This window comes from Psychrobacter sp. APC 3426 (assembly GCF_030408035.1).
GTDB lineage: Bacteria > Pseudomonadota > Gammaproteobacteria > Pseudomonadales > Moraxellaceae > Psychrobacter.
This window is the reverse complement of record NZ_JASDCF010000021.1, coordinates 12626-32551: the sequence shown is the minus strand read 5'-3', so window position 1 is coordinate 32551 and position 19926 is coordinate 12626. Positions and strand designations below refer to the sequence as shown.

General features: G+C 43.9%; 17 protein-coding genes. 2 read left to right on the top strand and 15 right to left on the bottom strand.

All coding sequences use genetic code 11. The features are described from left to right. Positions 1 to 7: 7 nt before the first annotated feature. The 10 genes from QL919_RS10580 to surE all read right to left on the bottom strand — a co-directional run bounded on the left by QL919_RS10580 (position 8) and on the right by surE (position 8920). Complete coding sequence (locus QL919_RS10580) at positions 8 to 499, bottom strand: molybdenum cofactor biosynthesis protein MoaE (protein ID WP_290189490.1); 492 nt, start codon at positions 497 to 499, stop codon at positions 8 to 10. Positions 500 to 534: 35 nt separating this feature from the next. Next, positions 535 to 816: a MoaD/ThiS family protein gene (locus tag QL919_RS10575; protein ID WP_290189508.1), complete on the bottom strand. Its 282-nt coding sequence runs from the start codon at positions 814 to 816 to the stop codon at positions 535 to 537. Between the two features lie 92 nt (positions 817 to 908). Then, entirely contained in the window at positions 909 to 1430 is a 522-nt protein-coding gene (moaC, locus tag QL919_RS10570) for a cyclic pyranopterin monophosphate synthase MoaC (RefSeq protein WP_290189489.1), read from the bottom strand. A 20-nt stretch (positions 1431 to 1450) separates the two neighbouring features. Beyond that, positions 1451 to 2197 (bottom strand): NTP transferase domain-containing protein, encoded by a 747-nt coding sequence (locus QL919_RS10565; RefSeq protein ID WP_290189488.1) that lies wholly within the window; start codon positions 2195 to 2197, stop codon positions 1451 to 1453. Further along, a complete protein-coding gene (moaB, locus tag QL919_RS10560; protein ID WP_290189487.1) occupies positions 2190 to 2720 on the bottom strand; it encodes a molybdenum cofactor biosynthesis protein B in 531 nt (176 codons plus the stop codon). The genes QL919_RS10565 and moaB overlap by 8 nt, the downstream gene beginning before the upstream one ends. Positions 2721 to 2776: 56 nt before the next feature. After that, positions 2777 to 3880, bottom strand: a complete 1104-nt coding sequence (gene moaA, locus QL919_RS10555; protein WP_290189486.1) for a GTP 3',8-cyclase MoaA — start codon at positions 3878 to 3880, stop codon at positions 2777 to 2779. Positions 3881 to 4030: 150 nt separating this feature from the next. Beyond that, positions 4031 to 5326: a gephyrin-like molybdotransferase Glp gene (gene glp, locus QL919_RS10550; protein WP_290189485.1), complete on the bottom strand. Its 1296-nt coding sequence runs from the start codon at positions 5324 to 5326 to the stop codon at positions 4031 to 4033. Positions 5327 to 5563: 237 nt separating this feature from the next. Next, a complete protein-coding gene (locus tag QL919_RS10545; protein ID WP_290189484.1) occupies positions 5564 to 6865 on the bottom strand; it encodes a lytic murein transglycosylase in 1302 nt (433 codons plus the stop codon). Positions 6866 to 6919: 54 nt separating this feature from the next. Then, a complete protein-coding gene (locus QL919_RS10540; RefSeq protein ID WP_290189483.1) occupies positions 6920 to 7726 on the bottom strand; it encodes a peptidoglycan DD-metalloendopeptidase family protein in 807 nt (268 codons plus the stop codon). Between the two features lie 300 nt (positions 7727 to 8026). Next, positions 8027 to 8920 (bottom strand): 5'/3'-nucleotidase SurE, encoded by an 894-nt coding sequence (gene surE / locus QL919_RS10535; protein ID WP_290189482.1) that lies wholly within the window; start codon positions 8918 to 8920, stop codon positions 8027 to 8029. Between the two features lie 525 nt (positions 8921 to 9445). Between surE and QL919_RS10530 the strand changes: the two genes are divergently transcribed. Further along, positions 9446 to 9883 (top strand): hypothetical protein, encoded by a 438-nt coding sequence (locus tag QL919_RS10530; protein WP_290189481.1) that lies wholly within the window; start codon positions 9446 to 9448, stop codon positions 9881 to 9883. 655 nt (positions 9884 to 10538) lie between these two features. After that, on the top strand, positions 10539 to 11705 hold the full coding sequence (locus QL919_RS10525; RefSeq protein ID WP_290189480.1) for a D-alanyl-D-alanine carboxypeptidase family protein: 1167 nt from the start codon (positions 10539 to 10541) through the stop codon (positions 11703 to 11705). A 390-nt stretch (positions 11706 to 12095) separates the two neighbouring features. Here the strand turns inward: QL919_RS10525 and QL919_RS10520 are convergent, their stop codons facing one another. From QL919_RS10520 to hisS, 5 genes are all read right to left on the bottom strand, one after another. Next, positions 12096 to 14045: a HAMP domain-containing sensor histidine kinase gene (locus QL919_RS10520; protein ID WP_290189479.1), complete on the bottom strand. Its 1950-nt coding sequence runs from the start codon at positions 14043 to 14045 to the stop codon at positions 12096 to 12098. A gap of 407 nt (positions 14046 to 14452) precedes the next feature. Further along, positions 14453 to 15874, bottom strand: a complete 1422-nt coding sequence (gene der, locus QL919_RS10515) for a ribosome biogenesis GTPase Der (protein WP_290189478.1) — start codon at positions 15872 to 15874, stop codon at positions 14453 to 14455. A gap of 390 nt (positions 15875 to 16264) precedes the next feature. Then, on the bottom strand, positions 16265 to 17476 hold the full coding sequence (gene bamB, locus QL919_RS10510; RefSeq protein ID WP_290189477.1) for an outer membrane protein assembly factor BamB: 1212 nt from the start codon (positions 17474 to 17476) through the stop codon (positions 16265 to 16267). Positions 17477 to 17761: 285 nt separating this feature from the next. Next, on the bottom strand, positions 17762 to 18559 hold the full coding sequence (locus QL919_RS10505) for a tetratricopeptide repeat protein (protein WP_290189476.1): 798 nt from the start codon (positions 18557 to 18559) through the stop codon (positions 17762 to 17764). Between the two features lie 64 nt (positions 18560 to 18623). Then, complete coding sequence (gene hisS, locus QL919_RS10500; RefSeq protein WP_290189475.1) at positions 18624 to 19913, bottom strand: histidine--tRNA ligase; 1290 nt, start codon at positions 19911 to 19913, stop codon at positions 18624 to 18626. Between the last annotated feature and the right edge of the window lie 13 nt (positions 19914 to 19926).

Here is a 19926-nt window from a genome sequence, read left to right as displayed (position 1 = left end):
CTTCACTCTAGCCATTATTGCTCAGCCATTTAGAGGAATCATCCTCATAGTACTCCTGCTTCCAGACAGGAATGTCTGCCTTAATCGTATCGAGTATCCAGCGACAAGCGTCAAAAGCTGGGTAACGATGGGCAGAGACGACACCAACCCATACCGCCACATCGCCAATCTCTAGCGCACCAATACGATGGATAGCAATGGCATGTGTAATCTCAAAACGCTTTTTGGCTTCCTCAATAATGGCGCGGCCTTGATTGAGCGCTAAGTCTTCATAACCATAGTAAGTTAAGCGATCAACGCTGGTGGCATTATTATGATTGCGCACGCGGCCTTCAAAACAGACAAAGGCGCCGCAGCTGTCATCATCAAGGGTGCCTTTGAGCCTTTCTTCATCGATAGCAACGTCTAACAAAGCAAAGCCATCACGCTCTGCGATTGCATAGACGTCATCGACGCTACGTTTGATGGTCATCGAATGACTATGTACATTATCTGTCATGTGTTATCTCTATCTATTGTTTTTAGAACCCTGACTTAACCACCAGCGACTGGAGTGATAAACACCACACTATCGCCATCGTTGATCTGGTCTGTCCAGCTAGCAAAATAATCATTCACCGCCACGCGCAGCTCTGACTGTGGACGACTAAAACGATGCTTTTGACTAAGCTGCTGATACAACTCAGTCAATGACGTCGACTGCTGCACGCTGACGGTCTCTTCTTGGCAGTTGGCTTCATCAGCTAGGCTAGCAAAGTATAAGACATTGATATTCATCGTTGCTTCGCTATTGGTTGCCACATCTAAAGTATTCATCATATTCTCCATTCTTGTCAAACTATCCAGCTTTAGCTCTATTGCATAAGATCTTGCATAATATCGTTGGTTGCCAAAACGTATTTACTCTTTTAAGCATGACTATAATCTGATTTGCCGCCAGTCTTGGTTACCAAACGCACATTATCAATGACGATATCATGCGATATGGCCTTAGTCATGTCATAGATGGTCAAGCAAGCAATGCTCACAGCCGTTAAGGCTTCCATCTCAACCCCAGTTTTATGGGTGACTTTGACAGTGCCGCTAACGATAATACTATTCAACGCATCATCATATTCAAAGGTTAAACCTATCTTATCTAATGGTAGTGGATGACAAAGGGGGATAAGATCGTGGGTGCGCTTGGCTGCCATGATGCCTGCGATATGAGCCGTCTGGGTAATGCTGCCTTTTTTAGTCATACCATCAGCGGCTTTGATTTGTTTATAAACTGCGCTTGGGAAACGCACTTGCCCTTGTGCCCTCGCCTCTCTAGTACTGGCAGTCTTGCCACTGACATCAACCATAGTGATATCACCGTCACTATCTAAATGCGATAAGTTAGGTTGAGTTACAGCAGCTTGGTTATTTTTCTGACTCTTGCTATTCATTTATAGTTTCTCTTACATTTTTATAAGTCGCTTAACGATGCACAGGCCCGCTTAAACTCTTCAGGCGTATTAAAATTGGTCAAATGCTGCCAGTTTTTTTCAAAGGGCACGGCTTGTACAATAGGTTTGATGAATTGCATTACTCGGCGCCCGCCACTATCAATATAAGCTTTTAAGTCAGGCTCAACGCTTAATTGATAAAGTCCTAACAATGGATATAAATGGCTATCATCGATCAAGCAAATCACTTTTTTATCGGTTGACTGACTTATTAAATGCTGTAATTTTTGCCATAAGTCTGTAGCCGGTATCAAACTATCACAGCTGATGACCAACAACCATGATGACTGCTTATACTGCTGCAAGTTGGCTGATTCATTTAAACTCACCACTAATTGCAAAGCGGACTCGATAGCTACTAATGCGCCGCCCGTCTTAATGTTAGCATTGCTGGTTTGACTTTGAGTATCAACGCTATCGTAATCGGTAATATGAATAATGGGTGTTTGCGGATTGCCGTTATCCAAGGCTAAATCAACGTCAAAACCACGCCCATTATCCGCAATCATAATAGGAGCATTGTTGTTAATCATACTCAAAGCGAGCGCATGTCTAACATGATAGTCTAGCAAGCGCTCACCTGTCGGTAGAGTCAGCGTGGCTTTAGGCGTGCCCATACGACTAGAGGCACCGCCCGCCAAGATTACGATCCCTGCCAAGCTATCTAAACCAGTTGAGCTATTTAAACGGTTTACAATATCAATCATGGCTAGGATTGGTACGCATAAAATGCGGCACAAAGTTACAAGGACGCGTACGACTATCAAACTGCTCTTTTAAGATACTCTCCCAACCTGTACGACATGCGCCTGACGAACCCGGTAAACAGAAAATACCCGTACCATTTGCCATCCCCGCAATCGCGCGCGACTGTACTGTTGACATGCCAATCTCATCTTTTGAGATTAAGCGGAACATCTCCCCAAAGCCATCAATCGATTTGTCAAACAAGACACTCACTGCTTCTGGCATGCTGTCTCTGATATAAAAACCGGTACCGCCTGTGGTAATCACGGCATGGACTTTTGGATCGGCTATCCAGTGACTAATAACCGCTCTTATCTGATAGATATCGTCGGTAATGAGCTTGCGATCAGCCAGAGTGTGACCTGCTTCGGTTAAGCTATCTGCTAGATACTGCCCCGAGGTATCTTCTGCAAGGGTGCGACTGTCAGAGACGGTTAAAATAGCAATGTTAAGGGGGATAAACTCGGCAGCGGGCTTGCTCATAAAGGTTTCCTCAGGAAATATATTTTTAATTATTAAAATGAAAGTGGATGACTGACCTAACCACCGATAATCGATAGATTATGCATGATACCGCTATTGGACTCATGCAAATGATGATGCTCAGGTTTGATCGGCATAAAGCGATGTAAGGTATCAACTAAGCCTTGCACATCATTTGTTTGCAAATGCTGACGGATATTGTAGTTGCCTTGGTCAAATAAACACAGATGTACTTTACCTTGGCTACTGACCCGTAGACGGTTACAGGTATCACAGAAATGTTCAGCGTAAGGGGCAATCATGCCAATACGGCCGAGATAATCTGGATGACTGTATTCTACCGCTGGGCCATCGCTACTACCACGCTCGTGAGGTTGCCAGCCATGCTCTATTAGGTAATCAATAATAATGTCAGATTGGGCATGCTGGGCAAAAAACAAATCACTGTTATCACTGGTCTGCATAAATTCAATAAAGCGATAAGTGACGGGTCTGTCTTTGACATAGTCGATGGCGGTGACTAGATTCTCAAAAGCGGTCTCTGCCATTAAAACACTATTTATCTTAAGTTTGATATCCGTGGTTTCTAATAAGGTATCCATATCAGTTAATAGCTGCGGCAAGGTATTAAAGCCGGTCATTTTATGAAAGGTAGCGGCATCAAAGCTGTCCATGCTGATGTTGAGCTGATTGAGTCCAGCGGCTTGCCAACTCGCTAGGTGTTTACCAAGTTTATAACCGTTACTGGTCATGGCAACGGTTTCGATGCCTTCGGTTTGTTTGATGGTTTGGATAATCTCAACGACGTCACGGCGAATGGAGGGTTCACCGCCTGTGATCCTAACCTTTTTGGTGCCGACTTGGGCAAAACCGCGAATAAGAGTAGCAATCTCTGGGATACTAAGCTCGTCATCAGGGCGTTTGCCTTGGTAGCCATTCGGCAGACAGTATTCACAACGAAAGTTGCAGAAGTCGGTGATGGATAAACGCAAGTAGGTCAGTCGACGAGAGAAGCCGTCGGTTAGGGGCTGATCGTTTTTAATAACATCGTAAACAATAGGCGCAGCAACAAACAACGGCCTATAGCTATCGAATATAGAGGGCTCTGAGTTAGGCGAATATATTTGAGCACTGCCTATTTTAACGTTGTCATTATTCATATGTTACTGCCATCAGTATTGCTAATCATAAGCGCTGCTTTACTACCTGTGCTTATCGTCTATCACTCTATTGTAGCGTTTATTTTCAACTTTTCTTGTAGTCATCTTATAGTGAATTGGCAAACGTGAAATTAATTGTTCAATCAATAATTAGCTATGCAGCCAAGGGAAAGGTTGCACCGTCACAGTATTACCCGCTGCTACATTACCACTGTCTTTATCTAATACGATAAAGCAATTGGCACGGCTAAGCTGCTTGATTCTATGCGACTGCTGACTTGAGAAACACTCAACTTGATACCTGCCTGCTTCACCTTGCGTTAATACCCCGCGTTGGAAGTCTTTGCGACCGACTGATTTTCTAATGTCATTGGTGAGCGTGGCTTTGACGTTGAGTTGCATGGGTTGCTCTGACAAGCTAGCGCCTGACATCTGCCATAATGCTGGAATCACAAACTGTAGCGTACCAACGACCGTGGATAACGGATTACCGGGTAAGCCAAAGTACAATACTGGCTTATCAACGTTTTTTGTTAGTTCGCCAAACACGAAAGGTTTGCCGGGCTTCATCGCTACTTTATAATGGTTAATCTGCCCAAGCTGCTCAATCACTGTGGTCAAAAAATCATAATCACCCACCGATACGCCAGCAGTAGAAATCAGTACGTCACAGTCTTGCATGGCTTGATTGACAGCAGAAGTCGTCTTATCCAAATCATCAGGAATGATGCCATAATCGCGAATGGTAATGGGCAAATCTGTCAGCAAGGTTTTAAGAGTTGGGGTATTGGAGTTATATATCTGTGCTAAGCTTGTCAGCTCATCGCCAACAGCAACGAGCTCATCACCGGTCGCGAGCACCCCTACGATAAGTGGTTCAAACACCTTCACTTGGCTGATGCCCAAATTGGCAAGTAAGCTAATATCCGCAGGATTAATGCGTTTGCCTACGTTTAAGACCGCTTCACCTGATTCAATCTCTTCACCTTGTTTGCGAATGTTACTATCGATCTGAGCGGTTTGTGATAGCGTGATGGCATAAGGCTGAGATTTATCCAGCGTGTCTTTTATTTCCGCAAAGTTCGTATTCTCTTGCATGATGACGGTATCACAGCTATCTGGCACGACCGCGCCTGTGAAAATTCGTACGCCTTGTCCTGCTGCTAACTCGCCAGTAAAAGCACTGCCTGCTTGTGACTCACCAATGATTTCAATCGTGCTGTCTGTCGATATCACACTACCTTGCGCTATGGCATAGCCATCCATCGCAGAGAGATTTTGTCTTGGCACATCAAAAAATGATTTGATATCTTGCGCCAGTATTTGGTTTTGACTGTCCAATAGCTCACAAGTATTGATGGCTCTTTTATCTAGAGGAAAGTCTTTATTGTTATATTTTTCTACGCGCAGCTTTATCGCTGACTGCAATTCTTCCATGGTAATCATAAAGGGTTACTCTTTCAAATTGGATCAACTACATTCGTCTTAACTATAAACAGTTTGCGCTCGTTCCGATACCTTATTTTGATAACCTATCTTAGTACTGTAATTTTAGAGCTTATTAATTTTCTAAGAGAAACAGCCAAAGCTTAACGCAAAAAAAGCACCTCATAAGGTGCTTTTTTGTTGTGGTTACTTATATTATTAACAGTGGCTATCAAACAATAACGCTACCAACCTATCTCACCATGATGCCAGTGAAGATGCACTACGCTGAGTGATGAAACCATCTGGGGTCTGACCATTATCTGCTTGCCAGCGTTGGAATGCCATGCGTGTATTGGTACCGACGATACCATCAGCACCTTTAGTATCATAGCCTGAGTTGGTCAAACGCTGTTGTAAATTACGTACCTGAGCGGTCGATAATGGACGCTCATAACGTGGCCATGATTTCTGTAAACCACCTTGCCCTGCAATTGCCTTGCCCAGCAAACTAACCCCTAGTGCATAGCTTGATGAATTGTTATAAACCTTAATAACATCAAAATTTGGGCTCAGTAATAATGCTGGACCGTCTTTACCAGCAGGAAGCCATAGCTCCATTTGAGTGTTGGCATCTAGATAAACATCATCAATGGTATCAATACCAAGCGCCGCCCATCTAGCAGCCGGCTGCTTAGAGCCAACAACTGAGTAATCAAAAGACGCTGGAATGGTCACTTCATAAAAAGGTGCTAGTCCACGAACCCAGCCTGAGTTGCTTAGATAGTTGGCAGTAGAGGCCAAAGCATCGCCCGTTGCCCATGGGTTACGATGACCATTACCGTCCCCATCTACGCCATGCTTGAGCCAAGTATCAGGAATGAACTGCGTTTGACCCATGCCGCCTGCCCAAGATCCGTCAAGCTGCGACCATGACACATCACCGCGCTGCAATAGCGTTGCAAGCGATAATAACTGAGTTTCGGCAAACTCTTGACGACGACCATCATAAGCGAGGCTGGCGAGCGAGCTTGGGATACTGCTATTCCCTGTCACCACACCGTACGATGATTCCATGCCCCAAATGGCAGCGATAATCTCTGCCTTGACACCATATTGAGATTCTAGCTGTGATAGAAATGCACGCTGCTCTGCAAATTTGCGCTTGCCAGTACTGACTCTACCATCGGATACCGCCGAGTCTACATATTCCCACGGCATTTTAGAAAACTCAGGCTGCCCTGAATCTAGCGAGATGACCTGTTGATTTAAGTAAGCTGAATCCAGCAGGCGACGAACGGTGGACGCGTCATGGCCTGACGACATTGCACGCATAGAGAAGTCAGATTTCCAATCGGAGAAGCTACTGTAGCTTGGTTTGGCAACTGGCTGCGTCACTACTGGCTTCGGTGTTGGTTTTACCTGAATCGTTTGGGTCTGAGTAATCTGAACATTACCTTGACGCACAGGCTTACTAGGCTTTTTAATCGCTTGTTGGCTGGTACAGCCCACTATGATTAACGCAGGAAAAAGAGCAATATAGTGTTTTTTTAGAATCATAATAAATCTCAGGTATGAATAATTAACGTAGCAAATAGAAGCAGCAAATCAAAATCAACGTCCCAACACTGCACGTGGGTCAATAGGATTACCATTTAAGCGAACTTGGAATTCCAAACCAACTTGATTGGTCTGACCACTGCTACCCATATTGGCAATGCGTTGACCACGCTGTACGGTATCGCCTTCTTTAACCAGTAGCTGGCTATTGTGCGCATAAGCCGTGATATAGTTATCGCTATGGCGAATCATGATTAGGTTGCCATATTCTGGCAAGCCATTACCTGAGTAAAGCACAGTTCCCGATTGACTGGCAAGCACCGGGTCACCCATATTACCAGCGAACCACATGCCCATCGTGCCAGCAGCAGCATCAAAGTTGCGAGTCACTTGATTGCGACTTGGATACTCATAACCTGAAGTGGCATTGGCCGTTACTTCATATACTGGACTTGTCGTGCTGTTATTGGGCGTACTTGTGACAGGCGGTGTATAGGTTGTCTGTGGACGGGTAGGTGTAGCGCCATTATAGCGATTGTTATTAGTGGCTGCTGGCTGGCCCTGCCATAGTTTTAGCCATTGACCACTATAGATTGTATACTTACTGTCCAAACCATTGATCGCACCGATTTGGCGGTAATTAAGACGATAACGCGACGCAATTTGGCTAACGGTATCGCCTCGCTGTACGAGGTGGTAGTTAGGAACACCTTGGGCATTGGTGATAATTTTTGGACCAGCTTGATTGGACGATTGATAAGTGGGCTTGGTTGCACAGCCCACCATAGTCAACGTCGCTACTGTCATAGTACCAATCAACGCCGCTTTTGCGAGGTGCGATCCAGTCTTAAGCTTTTTCATACAAGATTCCTATTTTTTACGTTACTCATAAGTTTTTATATTACTCAGAAGCTCTTTGCGCCACTCACAAGCATCTTACATTTTTGTGCCGCTTACCGTTTGATGAACTACCCGCTACCTTAGAGGTAGGGGTTTCTTAGGTAACGCTCTTACTTGATACGATATTCTGTATCAGCGGTTAAGCGAATTGACTAAGCTAACCCTGTCGCACCGACAGTTTTTGATTGTTTAGCCAGTATCAATCCTTGATGTAAGATATTGATACTAGCATTGATATCGCGATCATTAATAAGCAGAGCGCTATAACACTAAAGCCGACAGCTTATCTAGAGCACGCTTCGGTGTGTGATGTAGGCGCACTGGTGATAAACTGATATAGCCCGCTGCGACCGCTTGATCATCAGTCATCACTACTGCCACATTATTTACATCTTCATCAATATTTTCTAGTGGTGGTTTGTTTTGCAGCTGACTGGCCTCTGAAGAATCCTTGCCTAGTCCGCTGTCTGACAGCGCATTTTTACGTTTACGTAGAGATAGCCAGTAGGCATCTCGCCCGCGCGGGTCAACCATATGATAGACAGGACGAGCGATTGGACTGTGTCCCAACGAGGTGACTTTTCGACCTTTGATATCCGCGCTATTGTCCACATCAGGAATATTAACGTTTAATACATGATAGGGCAAACTTTTACAAACGTCCAAGAGGCTTGTTTCAGTCAAAAGCTTAACAATCTCATTTGCCGCCATCTGATAATGACTGGCATCCTCTTGTCCTCTTTCCTGCCCTTCACTCCTTCCTTTAACGCCGCCACCCACCAAAGAGGTCGCGATGGCTGGCAACCCGCAAAGCTGAGCCGTCAATGCCGCACCAAAGGTACCAGAGAACAGTACATCCTGTCCCAAATTCGCACCTGAATTAATGCCAGTTATGATGCAATCAAAGCGCGTATCCTGATAAAGCTCGTGCAATGCTAAATAGATACAATCAGCAGGTGAACCATTCACCGCGATAAACCCAGAGTCGAGCTGATGCGTATGCAATGGCTTAGTAACACTCAACGCACTAGAGCAACCGCTTTGCTCATCACTTGGTGCGACCACCACTACCTCTCCAATAGTCGATAGCGCTTGAAACAATGCCAATAATCCTGGCGCATGCACACCATCATCGTTGCTAATTAAAAATTTCATTTGCACCCATTATAATAAGGTTTGACCGTCTGTCTGCTTCTGCGCTACGTCATCATTAAATCGCTATACTTGAACCTACATGACATGGTTATATGACCAGCTCTAAGCTTAACCTTTCATTCAAATCTGTTCTTATAACCACAATACAAGAGCACCATAGCGAGACAATGAGTCACAAGCGCAAAAAATAATGCGGCTGATTATACCCTAATTATAGGCTGTCACTAACCCAGTCTTCATCTAGAATTTTTTTAACGTTTTGTTTTACTAGCAATTTTAGGGTTATTGTCATATTATCAGCAACAGTCGCAACCTGTCACTAAGTTACAATAGGCAACAACGCACTACAATATAAACTTATATTTTCATGCTGACGTAACTTATGAGCCGTTACTGCTGATATGTTGCTAAAGAATGGCCTTGGCTCACAATATATCTACACATAAATCAATATTTTATGTGACTTTTGTTTTTTTACCCATTAACATATGACCATTAAATAAAGATAAGCGAGTGTAATACAGAATGAAAAATCAATCGATATTATCTATAGCTTCTGTGATAGCAAAGACCGCATCAAAGATCGGCCTTGCAGGACTGATAACGTCTGTTGCCATGCTGTCTCAAGCGTCCTATGCTGCGAATAATCCCGCGACAACCATACCACTAGATATGTCTGGCATCAATATCACCAAGCACGAAATTGCAGTTATGCAAGTATTATCAGAGATATGCCCACCGATGCTTAATGGTAAACAAAAGCAGCGCTTTTATAAGTCTTATACCGTACAGCTTCACGAGTTGATGCCGTCTTTAGAAGATCCAAAAGCTGCGATTCAATACTTATCTACTCAGCAAGATTATCGTCAAATCTTACAGGGTATTCGTAGCTGGACCATGGGGTTCTCTAAACAAGACAATAAAGCCCTATGCGAAGACTTAGCAAATGCTGAGTATTCGTAGTGTCATACGCTCATAAGTTTAATACGCTCATAGCGGTACAGTAGAATGTCTAACCATGAGAAATAGCAGTATGTTAAGTGATTATGATTTAGCAATTAGCAGTATCGGTAATAACTATTGATCATTAACCACAATAATAAAAATGGTGTTAGCGATGTTAATAGACTAAAAAAGCTATGATTATATAAATCAATAAACAGATAGATTGACTTACTGAGTAAATTTATCAGATGCCAAAGCTTGCTGTACTTCCGTTTGTAATTGACAAGCGGTACAGCAGGCTTTTTTATGGCATCTAATTTATTACATTTCGTTTATGATATTTTTTTATAGCATTGTGATTACTATATTGAACTTATCAGGGCATACTCTTAATCATTTAGGGCGCTTTCGCCTTGGTAGAATGAGACATTCTATTGGTAATGGTTTTTCTTTATCTTCATAGCCTATTTTTTGCATTTATCGATTCCCCATCGGTTGTCATTTTGCTAAGATAAGGCGTTAATTTTATGTCCATCGCCCAGTCATCACTCCCCTCTTTAATACCTTGTTTTTAATCATGATATTTACGTGTCGTGCTCAAACACATAGAAGAGGTTTCGTACGAGATACCAGCGATGGATACATTTGGTTTTATGATGCGGTGTAACGATATATGACAGTAAAACGTGTAAAAAACCAGCTGGTACAGCTGGTAGTTGGTGTAAGTATCTCTATGAGTGCAATGATGGCGAGCGCAGCCATACAGCCACCTGAGATGGACAATACCGCCTATGTATTGATGGATTACAACACGGGTGAAATCTTGGCACAGAAAAACGCCAATGAATCGCTACCGCCAGCGTCCTTGACAAAAATGATGACCAGTTACATCATCGAGCAGCGTTTAGCATCGGGCGACCTCAAAGAAGATGACCAAGTATTGATGAGTCCAAACGCTTGGTGCCGCGGTAGTAGCAGTCAGTCTTGTATGTATGTTCCAGTAAACAAAACCGCTAGCGTCATCGACATGCTGCGCGGTATTATTATTCAATCTGGTAATGATGCCTCAAAAGCCATGGCTGAGCATATCGCTGGTAGCGAGGCGTCATTTGCTATCTTGATGAATGAGCAAGCTGAAAAGCTGGGCATGGAGAACACTAATTTCGTTAACTCGACAGGTATGCCTGACGAAGGACATGAAGCGTCAGCGTTAGACTTAGCCAAGCTGTCACGCGCTATTATCAAAAATAGCGGCGACTACTATGGCTTGTATGCCGAAAAAGAGTTCACTTATAACGGTATTACGCAAGGTAACCGTAACGCTCTACTGGCAACCGATCCTACTGTTGACGGTCTAAAAACGGGTCATACCGATGCAGCAGGCTACTGTTTGGCTGCCTCAAGCAACCGTGACGGTATGCGCCTCATCTCTGTCATCATGGGAACGGATAGTCAACAAGCCCGCGCTGACCAGTCACGTGAGCTGCTTAACTGGGGCTTTGGTCACTTTACCACCGTCACTAAAGCACCTGCTGGACAGTTCGTCAGCAAATTACCAGTATGGTTCGGTGAAGCAGATGAGATTGAGCTGGCGACAGGCGATAGTTTGCAAATCTTAACCACTAAAACGCAAAAGAATAAAATTACCACTGTCGTCGATATCCCTGACAGCCTAGAAGCACCTATCAAAAAAGGTCAAGAGATTGGCAAAATGATGGCCGTTATTGACGGTAAAGCGGTTGCATCAGTGCCTATTATCGCCACAAGCGACATCGAACAGTCTGGCTTTATGAGCCGCACTTGGCAACGCGTGGTACGTTGGGCCCAAAACCTGTTTTAAAAATAGCAGTCAGCGGTTTGTTTGATAAAAACTAGCCGTCAAGATAAAAGCCCATTAGCATGCATACTTTTAAGAGTGCTATGTGCTACTTGATAGCAATTTTATTTGACATGAAAGCTGGCAAGCAAAAAAAAGACGCCTCATTATTGGGCGTCTTTTTTTGTGGCTGTATTAAATGGTTGTATAAAGTTATAGTCAAAATATCCTAAAAGCGCAACGGTATTGCTGATATCAGTTTTTTGTAGCCTCTGTCTGCGCAGGCACAGCAAGTAAGAAAAACTGATATCAGCAGCGCGTGATGTATCGATATTATTTTTCACTGACTATATTTAAAAGAAAGTTACTTACATTTAATGCTGTCCATCAAACACTGTAAGAACAAGAGAAACATCATGTCCATACTAGCCATCGCCTTATCAAATTACTCAGTGCTTTGTCGTCATAGGTAGCACTATGGCAATAATCAATACCCGCCGCTTTTAGACCATGCTCAAAACTGTCGACATATGCTGCTCGGTGTTGTGGGTACCAATAGACCAATAAAGCACGGTGTTTAACGTCAGTGCTTTCAAGATGACGAATACGCTTGGCCAATGACTCAGCCTTACTTGGATAGAGATCCTCTGCAAACATCACGATATCGATGTTGTCTTTGCTCATCTCTTCTATCACCAGTTGTTCATGCTGATGACAAATAACAGTAGCCCCTAAACGCTCAAGCTCATCTACCAAGAACCCAGCTTCATGATAGTAATAATAAATAACGGTCAAGCCAGCCAATAGATGTTGCTGTGGCGCCTTCTGCTGATTAGGCATAGGTATGGTGAGCGTGAATTGTGTACCCACTCCTAGTACGCTATCGACCTCAATAGTCGCCCCTATCAATTGCGCCATTTGTTTGACGACGGGCAAGCCAACGCCCGACCCTTCGTACTGACGAGTTTGTGATGAATCTACCTGAAAAAACGGATTGAAGATATCATCTATATGATTGCTATCGATACCGATACCCGTATCTTTGACAATGATTTGCCAGCGATTGCTTTTATCAAAGTGCGTCAATTGCGACGTCAGTGTTACTTGTCCAACTGGGGTAAACTTAATCGCGTTGCTTAGCAATATCGATAGTATCTGTTGTATCTTTTCTACATCACTGCTCAGACTGTAGTCTATGTGATGAATTTGACTGATTAGCTCCAGTCCTTTTTGTTTGGCAATAGGCTCAAACTCTGACAACAGCTTGGATATCAATTGTAGCGGGTTAAACTCACTGGTATACACCCCTATTTGACCCTTTTGAATTTGATTCAATTGGATAATATGGTCAAGCGATGACACCAGCTTATCACTACCATTGCTGATAATATCGACCGCATCTTTTTGCTCTCCAGTTAGCGCCTCATAATCTAAAAGCTGCAAGCCGCCTACAATGGCATTCAGTGACGTTTTTAGCTCATGGGTGATCATGCTTTGGAAATTATGTAGCTGTACATCAAGAGAGACATCTTTATTATGCAGTTGCTGCTCAAAGAGCGCCAGTGACTCGTAGTCTTTTTTAACAACTTGTAAGCGATTAAACGAAACAATTAACCCCTGTTTAATCTGGGCTAGTTCCTGAAAATTATAACGCTGAGGGATAACTGGCAACTGCTCAAGCTCGGGGTTTTTGATGACGATATCACACATTTCGGTCAGCGCTTCTATGTCTTTAATAGGCCAGTTGAGCTTGCGTAAAATATATAAGACCCAGACAACCGCTAGTAATATCGTAATAAGCCACAGTAAAACATTCTTGAAAAACCAATCAGAGCGCAGCTTACTGACATCTAAGGTAATATTGATATAACCGACCAGTGTGCTACTTTTACTGCCTTCACCAGTTACTTTATTAATGGCGGTTAATGGACTGCTTGACGACCTTGCTGACACTACGGCATCTATAGCACTGCTGCCTATACCGTCGACATCCATATAATGACTGATAACTGGATAATTGAAACTGACAGTATCGGCAAATAGAGCATTTTTCCAATCGTCTCTTGACTGATTTACATCACCAATGGGCTGGGGTGTTGAGTAAAATAAAATGCTCTGAATGCTTGGCTCATCCTCTAACAAAATCTTTACTTGCTCAGCGACGACATCTGCGCCATCTGCTGTTGATGCGCTGGTCGTTAACAGCGCAGCAAGCTGCTGAACATGACGGTGCTTTTCTTTGTAGTAATATACCAAGCCATAAACAAAAGACAATAATAGGCCTACCAATACAGCCAGAAGTATGGCTTGTACGACAGAGCGCCAAATGAGCGTAGGAATGGTCTGAGACGAACGGATGTTCATATCACCTAAATGAGTTAAGACAAAGTGTACTTATACTACAGGTATTTTAGAGGTGTGATAAGTGAAACATGCAGATATTTTGCGGTTGCTGAGAGGTTTTATTCATTGATACTCTGGTTCTTCTATGAAAAAAGGTCATGATGTTAATTAAGGAGAGCCATAATCTGTTAAGGAAGGTAGTAAGAAATACAGTAAGGAATATGATTATGGAGAAGATACCGAAACAACTACTATAGCAATGCGACATTGCAGCATTGCAATTAGGGCTTACCTTACAACACCACCCCTATAGTATCCTCTACTATAAGGGTGGCATGATAAAGCAAGTCTTTAGTGATAAACCGAGCTGGTGATTAACGCACTTTGATGAAATAAATCAATCTTATCGAATCAAGAGAAATTAACACTTAACGAGGCTTTTTGTCTTTCGTGGTAAATTTCTGAGCACGATTACGCTCGCGCTGACGTAACTGCTGCGCTTTTGCCTTTGTCGGTGTGTCGCTCTTATTGGCATAAGGGTTATCATTTTGCTTAAAGATAACATTAAGCGGTGTCCCTTCAAGCTTAAACACCTGACGGAATTGGTTTTCAAGATAACGCTGATAGCTCTTAGGTAGTGCGCTGGTTTGGTTACCATGAATCACAATCACTGGTGGGTTGTGACCACCGATATGTGCATAGCGTAACTTGATACGGCGACCCGCTACCGTCGGTGGTGGATTGGCCGTTACCGCGTCTTGTAATATCTGAGTCAGACGGTTGGTCGACACCTCAAACATAGAAGATTTATAGGCGCGTAGGATAGACGGGTACAAATTACCCACACCAGTACCATGTAAGGCGGATATTAGATGCACCTTAACATACGGGATAAAGTTAAAGCGGCGATCCATCTCAATTTTAATATAATCTCTTTGGTCTTGGGTCAGACCATCCCACTTGTTAATCGCAACCACCAAGGCACGACCCGCATCAAGCGCATAACCAATCATATGCAAATCTTGATCAACGATCCCTTCGTGCGCATCAATAACAATGACAGTCACGTTAGAGTCTTCAATTGCCTGCAGAGTTTTGATGACCGAGAATTTTTCTACTTTTTCATCGATTCTACCGCGGCGACGAACACCTGCTGTATCAATAAGTACGTAATCTTTGCCTTCGCGCGTATAAGGAATATAGATACTGTCACGCGTGGTACCAGGCATGTCAAACACCACTACTCGGTCTTCACCCAACAAGCGGTTAACCAATGTCGATTTACCAACGTTTGGACGACCAATAATGGCAAGTTTTAGACCTCTTGGCTCTACGATGTTTTCTTGCGTTGGCATATCAGCGGTCAATACTTCTAGCAAGTTACCAACACCGCGGCCATGACTGGCAGCCATTGGATACGGCTCGCCCAAGCCTAGCGCATAAAATTCAGCAGGCGCGGCATCATGGACACCGTCAACCTTGTTGGCAACCACATATACTGGCTTGCCCAAAGTGTGTAGGAACTTCCCAATTTCAGCATCAGCGCCAATCATACCAGCACGAGCATCCACCACGAATACGATAATATCGGCTTCATGAATGGCGGTGTGTGACTGCTCTGACATATAGTCATCGATGTTACCACTACCATCATCCGCTTCACCAATACCACCTGTATCGACTACGATAAAGGATTTGTCTTCATAGGTAGCATCCCCGTATTGACGGTCACGAGTCAGTCCTGACAAGTCAGCAACCAGTGCTTGACGACTTTTTGTGAACTGATTAAATAAGGTGGATTTACCGACGTTTGGACGACCAATTAAGGCGACCACAGGCTTGATACTCATGGGTTACTCTCAGTGAAGGGCACAATGACGGACAGTAAGATTACTCTTATCATAAGAATAAATAGCTGTACTTAACCGCAAATTAAAATGAATGATAAAACGATAGTAGGAACAACACGCAGCAATGTTGGACTGTTATTTCTAATAATATTATATGGTATAAAGGGTGACAATATTAAATAATTGCTTAGTATGCATAGTATATCTGGATAACACCTACAGCGTATCGGTCGCATAGAGTACGCGAAAGCTTGCGTTTAAACAAGCAATTTACACAAGGCACGAAACGCTGACGTAGCAGCGTTTTGTGTGTCAAGAAACAGCTATCAATCAGTCAGCCTTATTATACGATATAAAAAAGTATGTAATAAAGTGCTGACCAATCAACGCCTAGCGTGCCACCTGCCAAATAGCAACTTGACCTGAGGTGCTTTGGGTCATCAAACGGCTGCCTTGTACTTGCAAATTGGTCAATGCCCCTTTGGTCTGTACGCGACTAACGATTTTGCCAGTGGCTGGGTTAAACAAATGCACGACCCCATCAAAATCACCGACAGCAATATAATTGCCAATCATCACAGGGTTGGTCAAGTGGCGATAAGCCAACTCTTCACTCTCCCATAATTTCTCACCACTGGTACGGTCATATGCAACCACCTTACCATCCAAACTGGTGGCGATGACTTGTTGGTTGTTCACCGCAAGTGACTTTAGGCTAGCAAGTTCATTAACGAACATCACTTGACGAGACGCCAAGTCGATGCCCAATAGCTGGCCACTATAACTAATAGCAAACAACTGGTTTTTATCCACGATAGGCGTGCCATCGACATCGCTCATACGCTCAACTTCGCTGCTACCAGTACCAACGCCCACGCGTCTTGACCACTGCGGCAAACCACTATCGATCGTCACCGCATGCAAGCGACCATCTGCAGTGGCTAATAATGCAGTCTTGTCATCTAATAGCGCTGGCGCTGCGCTACCACGCACACTGATGGCCGGTACCTGTGTGGCAAACTGCCAAATCGACTGTCCTGTCTGTAGTGATAAGCCATGTAAAAAGCCATCATTCGCTGATAGAATCACGCGATTATTGCTAATCAAAGCAGGTGTTAATACCGAACCTGATAGCTGTTGCTGCCAACGCTTGGCACCAGTAGTACTATCAAAGGCCATCACTTGACCGCCACGTGTGCTAACAATCGCCGTTTGGCTCAACGCATCTAGTGTCACACCGCCTGTTATTTGATCGCCAACACTCACTGACCATAAACGCTCGCCAGTGTTGTTAAATCCTGTCAAATCCCCACCGCGTGATGCCGTCACAATCTGACCATTGGCATAACCGACCTGCAAATCTAGCGGATCCTTTTTACTGGCTTTTTTATTGCCAACATCGGTGCTGAATACTGGTTGTAATACACTAATCGGCTCAGCAATCTGTACCAGTTTGACTGGGTCGTTAACGACTGGTTTGATACCGCGATTACACCCAATCACTGCAGTGCTCATCACTGCTAGTACTGCCACATGCATGACCGTCTTTTTAATGGTTCCGGCTTTTAACATTTTGCTAGAGCGAATAGATTGAGTCATCATAGGTTCTCACTACAAAAAATTATTATGAATTAGTAAACTGGCTAGCGATAAATAAATGAACAACAGATACTATGAAAACAGTACTAATATACAGCCTTTAAAAAATACTCGCTCTCGACATTATCCTGCTGACTTACTGCGCTATCTAGCATATAGGAATCTTTACATACTGGCTATCGGGCATACGATGTAACATAAAGCTGATGATTAGCCATTAATATCTATGGATATCATAAGGCTTATTGAAGTCACAACGTCACCCATATAAGACGACTGTGATAAAAGCTACTGAGCAACTTCTATCGCTGCGTTATCAACTGAGCTTTCTACTACCAATGCTTGCTCAGGGGCAGTAGGCTCTTGAATCAGACTTGCTTGCTCAGCAATAGGCTCAGGCACAATGCCCAAACTTTCCATCTTTAACGCCAATACTGCACGTGTTTCCTGACGGTCACGTAACAGCTCCCAAGCATTATTGTAAGATTTAATCGCTGAGTCTTTATCATTTTTTGCCAAATAAATATCCCCTAGCAATTCTTGCTGACTGCCTTCAAAAGAAATCGGTAAATCTTTCTTAGCTTCTGCTAAAGCGGCATCGGTATCCCCAGTAGCCAGTAATGTCTTAGCATAACGCAGACGAGTAATGGCATCCAAACCTGCATCACCTAAATCAATGGCCAATGCTTGCTCAAGCGTTTTTGCCGCTGCAGCAAAGTCGTCACTATCAACTTGTTGACGGGCCTTCATCATCAACGCCTGCCAAGCATAGACTGACTCACCATGAGTGGCGACTAAGGCATCAATGTCTTTATCCAGTTGTGAACGGCTCTGAGCCAACGCTTCTTGTGCTTCGCTTTCCAAATCAGGGTTTTGCGAAGCCAAGCTGACCTCTTCGTTTAAGCGCTGGATATCTGCATAATGGTCGGCTGCGACGGTATCGACTCGTGCGTGGTTATTCTGCCAATAGGTCCAACCGAAATAAGCGGCCAGCGCCAACAAAATCGCAGTGACAATATAGCTGCCATATTGCTTTAACGCTTGCATTGAGTTGTCTGCATTCGGCGAATTGGGTGTCAGAGCCATATGTATTTACCTGATAGAATTGTTATTAAGTTGCTGATGCGAAAGCCGTAAAAGCCAAAACTAACTATCTGCGCGCAAAGTTTGCTTCACTCGATAGCCAATCCTGCGAGGCAGTCTGTTGCTCACCTGTCTGCATATCTTTGATGCTGATGGTGTTATCGTCCAACTCTTGCTGAGCAATAATGACCGTCAATGCAGCACCTGACTTATCGGCTTTTTTCATTTGCGCTTTTAGACTGGTTGCACTTGCCATTTTGACTCGTACATCTGGACGGCTATAACGCAAGTTTTGTGCGTATTTAATACCAGCACTATAAACGTCTGGATGAGCGACCACAAATACATCACAAGCAGAAACATCAGCAATTGGCGCGACCGCTTCCATTAATAGCAATAAGCGCTCAAGCCCCATGGCAAATCCAACAGCAGGCTCAGATTTTACTGGCTTTCTCGTATCATTACCGACAGATTTGAGCTGTCCTATTAGACCATCATAACGACCTCCAGCACAAACGGTGGCTTGACTACCCAGCTTGTCAGTGACCCATTCAAAGACTGTTTTATTGTAATAATCCAGTCCGCGCACAAGATGCGGATTAATCTCAAAGTCGATACCAATCTCGGTCAGATACGCTTGCACTTGTTCAAAATGTGCCATGCTCTCTTCACCCAAAAACTCAGCCAACTTTGGTGCATCTGCCAATAGCGCTTGGGTACTCGCCTCTTTACTGTCTAAAATACGTAGCGGGTTGGTGGTCAAGCGGCGTTTACTGTCTTCGTCTAGCTGCTCTTTTTTATCGTTTAAATAAGCAACCAGTGCTTCACGATACGCATAACGCTCATCAAGCTCGCCTAAGCTGTTTAATTGCAAACGCATCTCGTCTTTGAGACCCAGCTCTTGCCACATCAGGTGCGTCATCGCAATCAGCTCAGCATCGGCATCTGGTAGCGCACTACCGAAGCTTTCGACACCCACTTGATGAAACTGGCGATAACGACCTTTTTGGGGACGCTCGTAGCGGAACATCGGACCAATATACCAAAGTTTTGGCGTATCACCGCGCAGCAAATTATGCTCAATCACGGCGCGTACCGCCCCTGCTGTTCCTTCAGGACGTAATGTCAATGGCGTTGGTGGCTCGGATTTATCAGCAAAGCTATACATCTCTTTTTCGACGATATCAGTGGCGCCGCCAATGGCACGAGCAAACAAATCGGTCTGCTCAACGATGGGTAGACGAATATGCTCATAACCGTACCTAGCCAATACCTTAGCCAATATCGCTTCTAAATGCAGCCACTTGGCTGATTGATTAGGCAAAATATCATTGAACCCTTTGATAGCTTTGATCATGGTACGGTCGTAT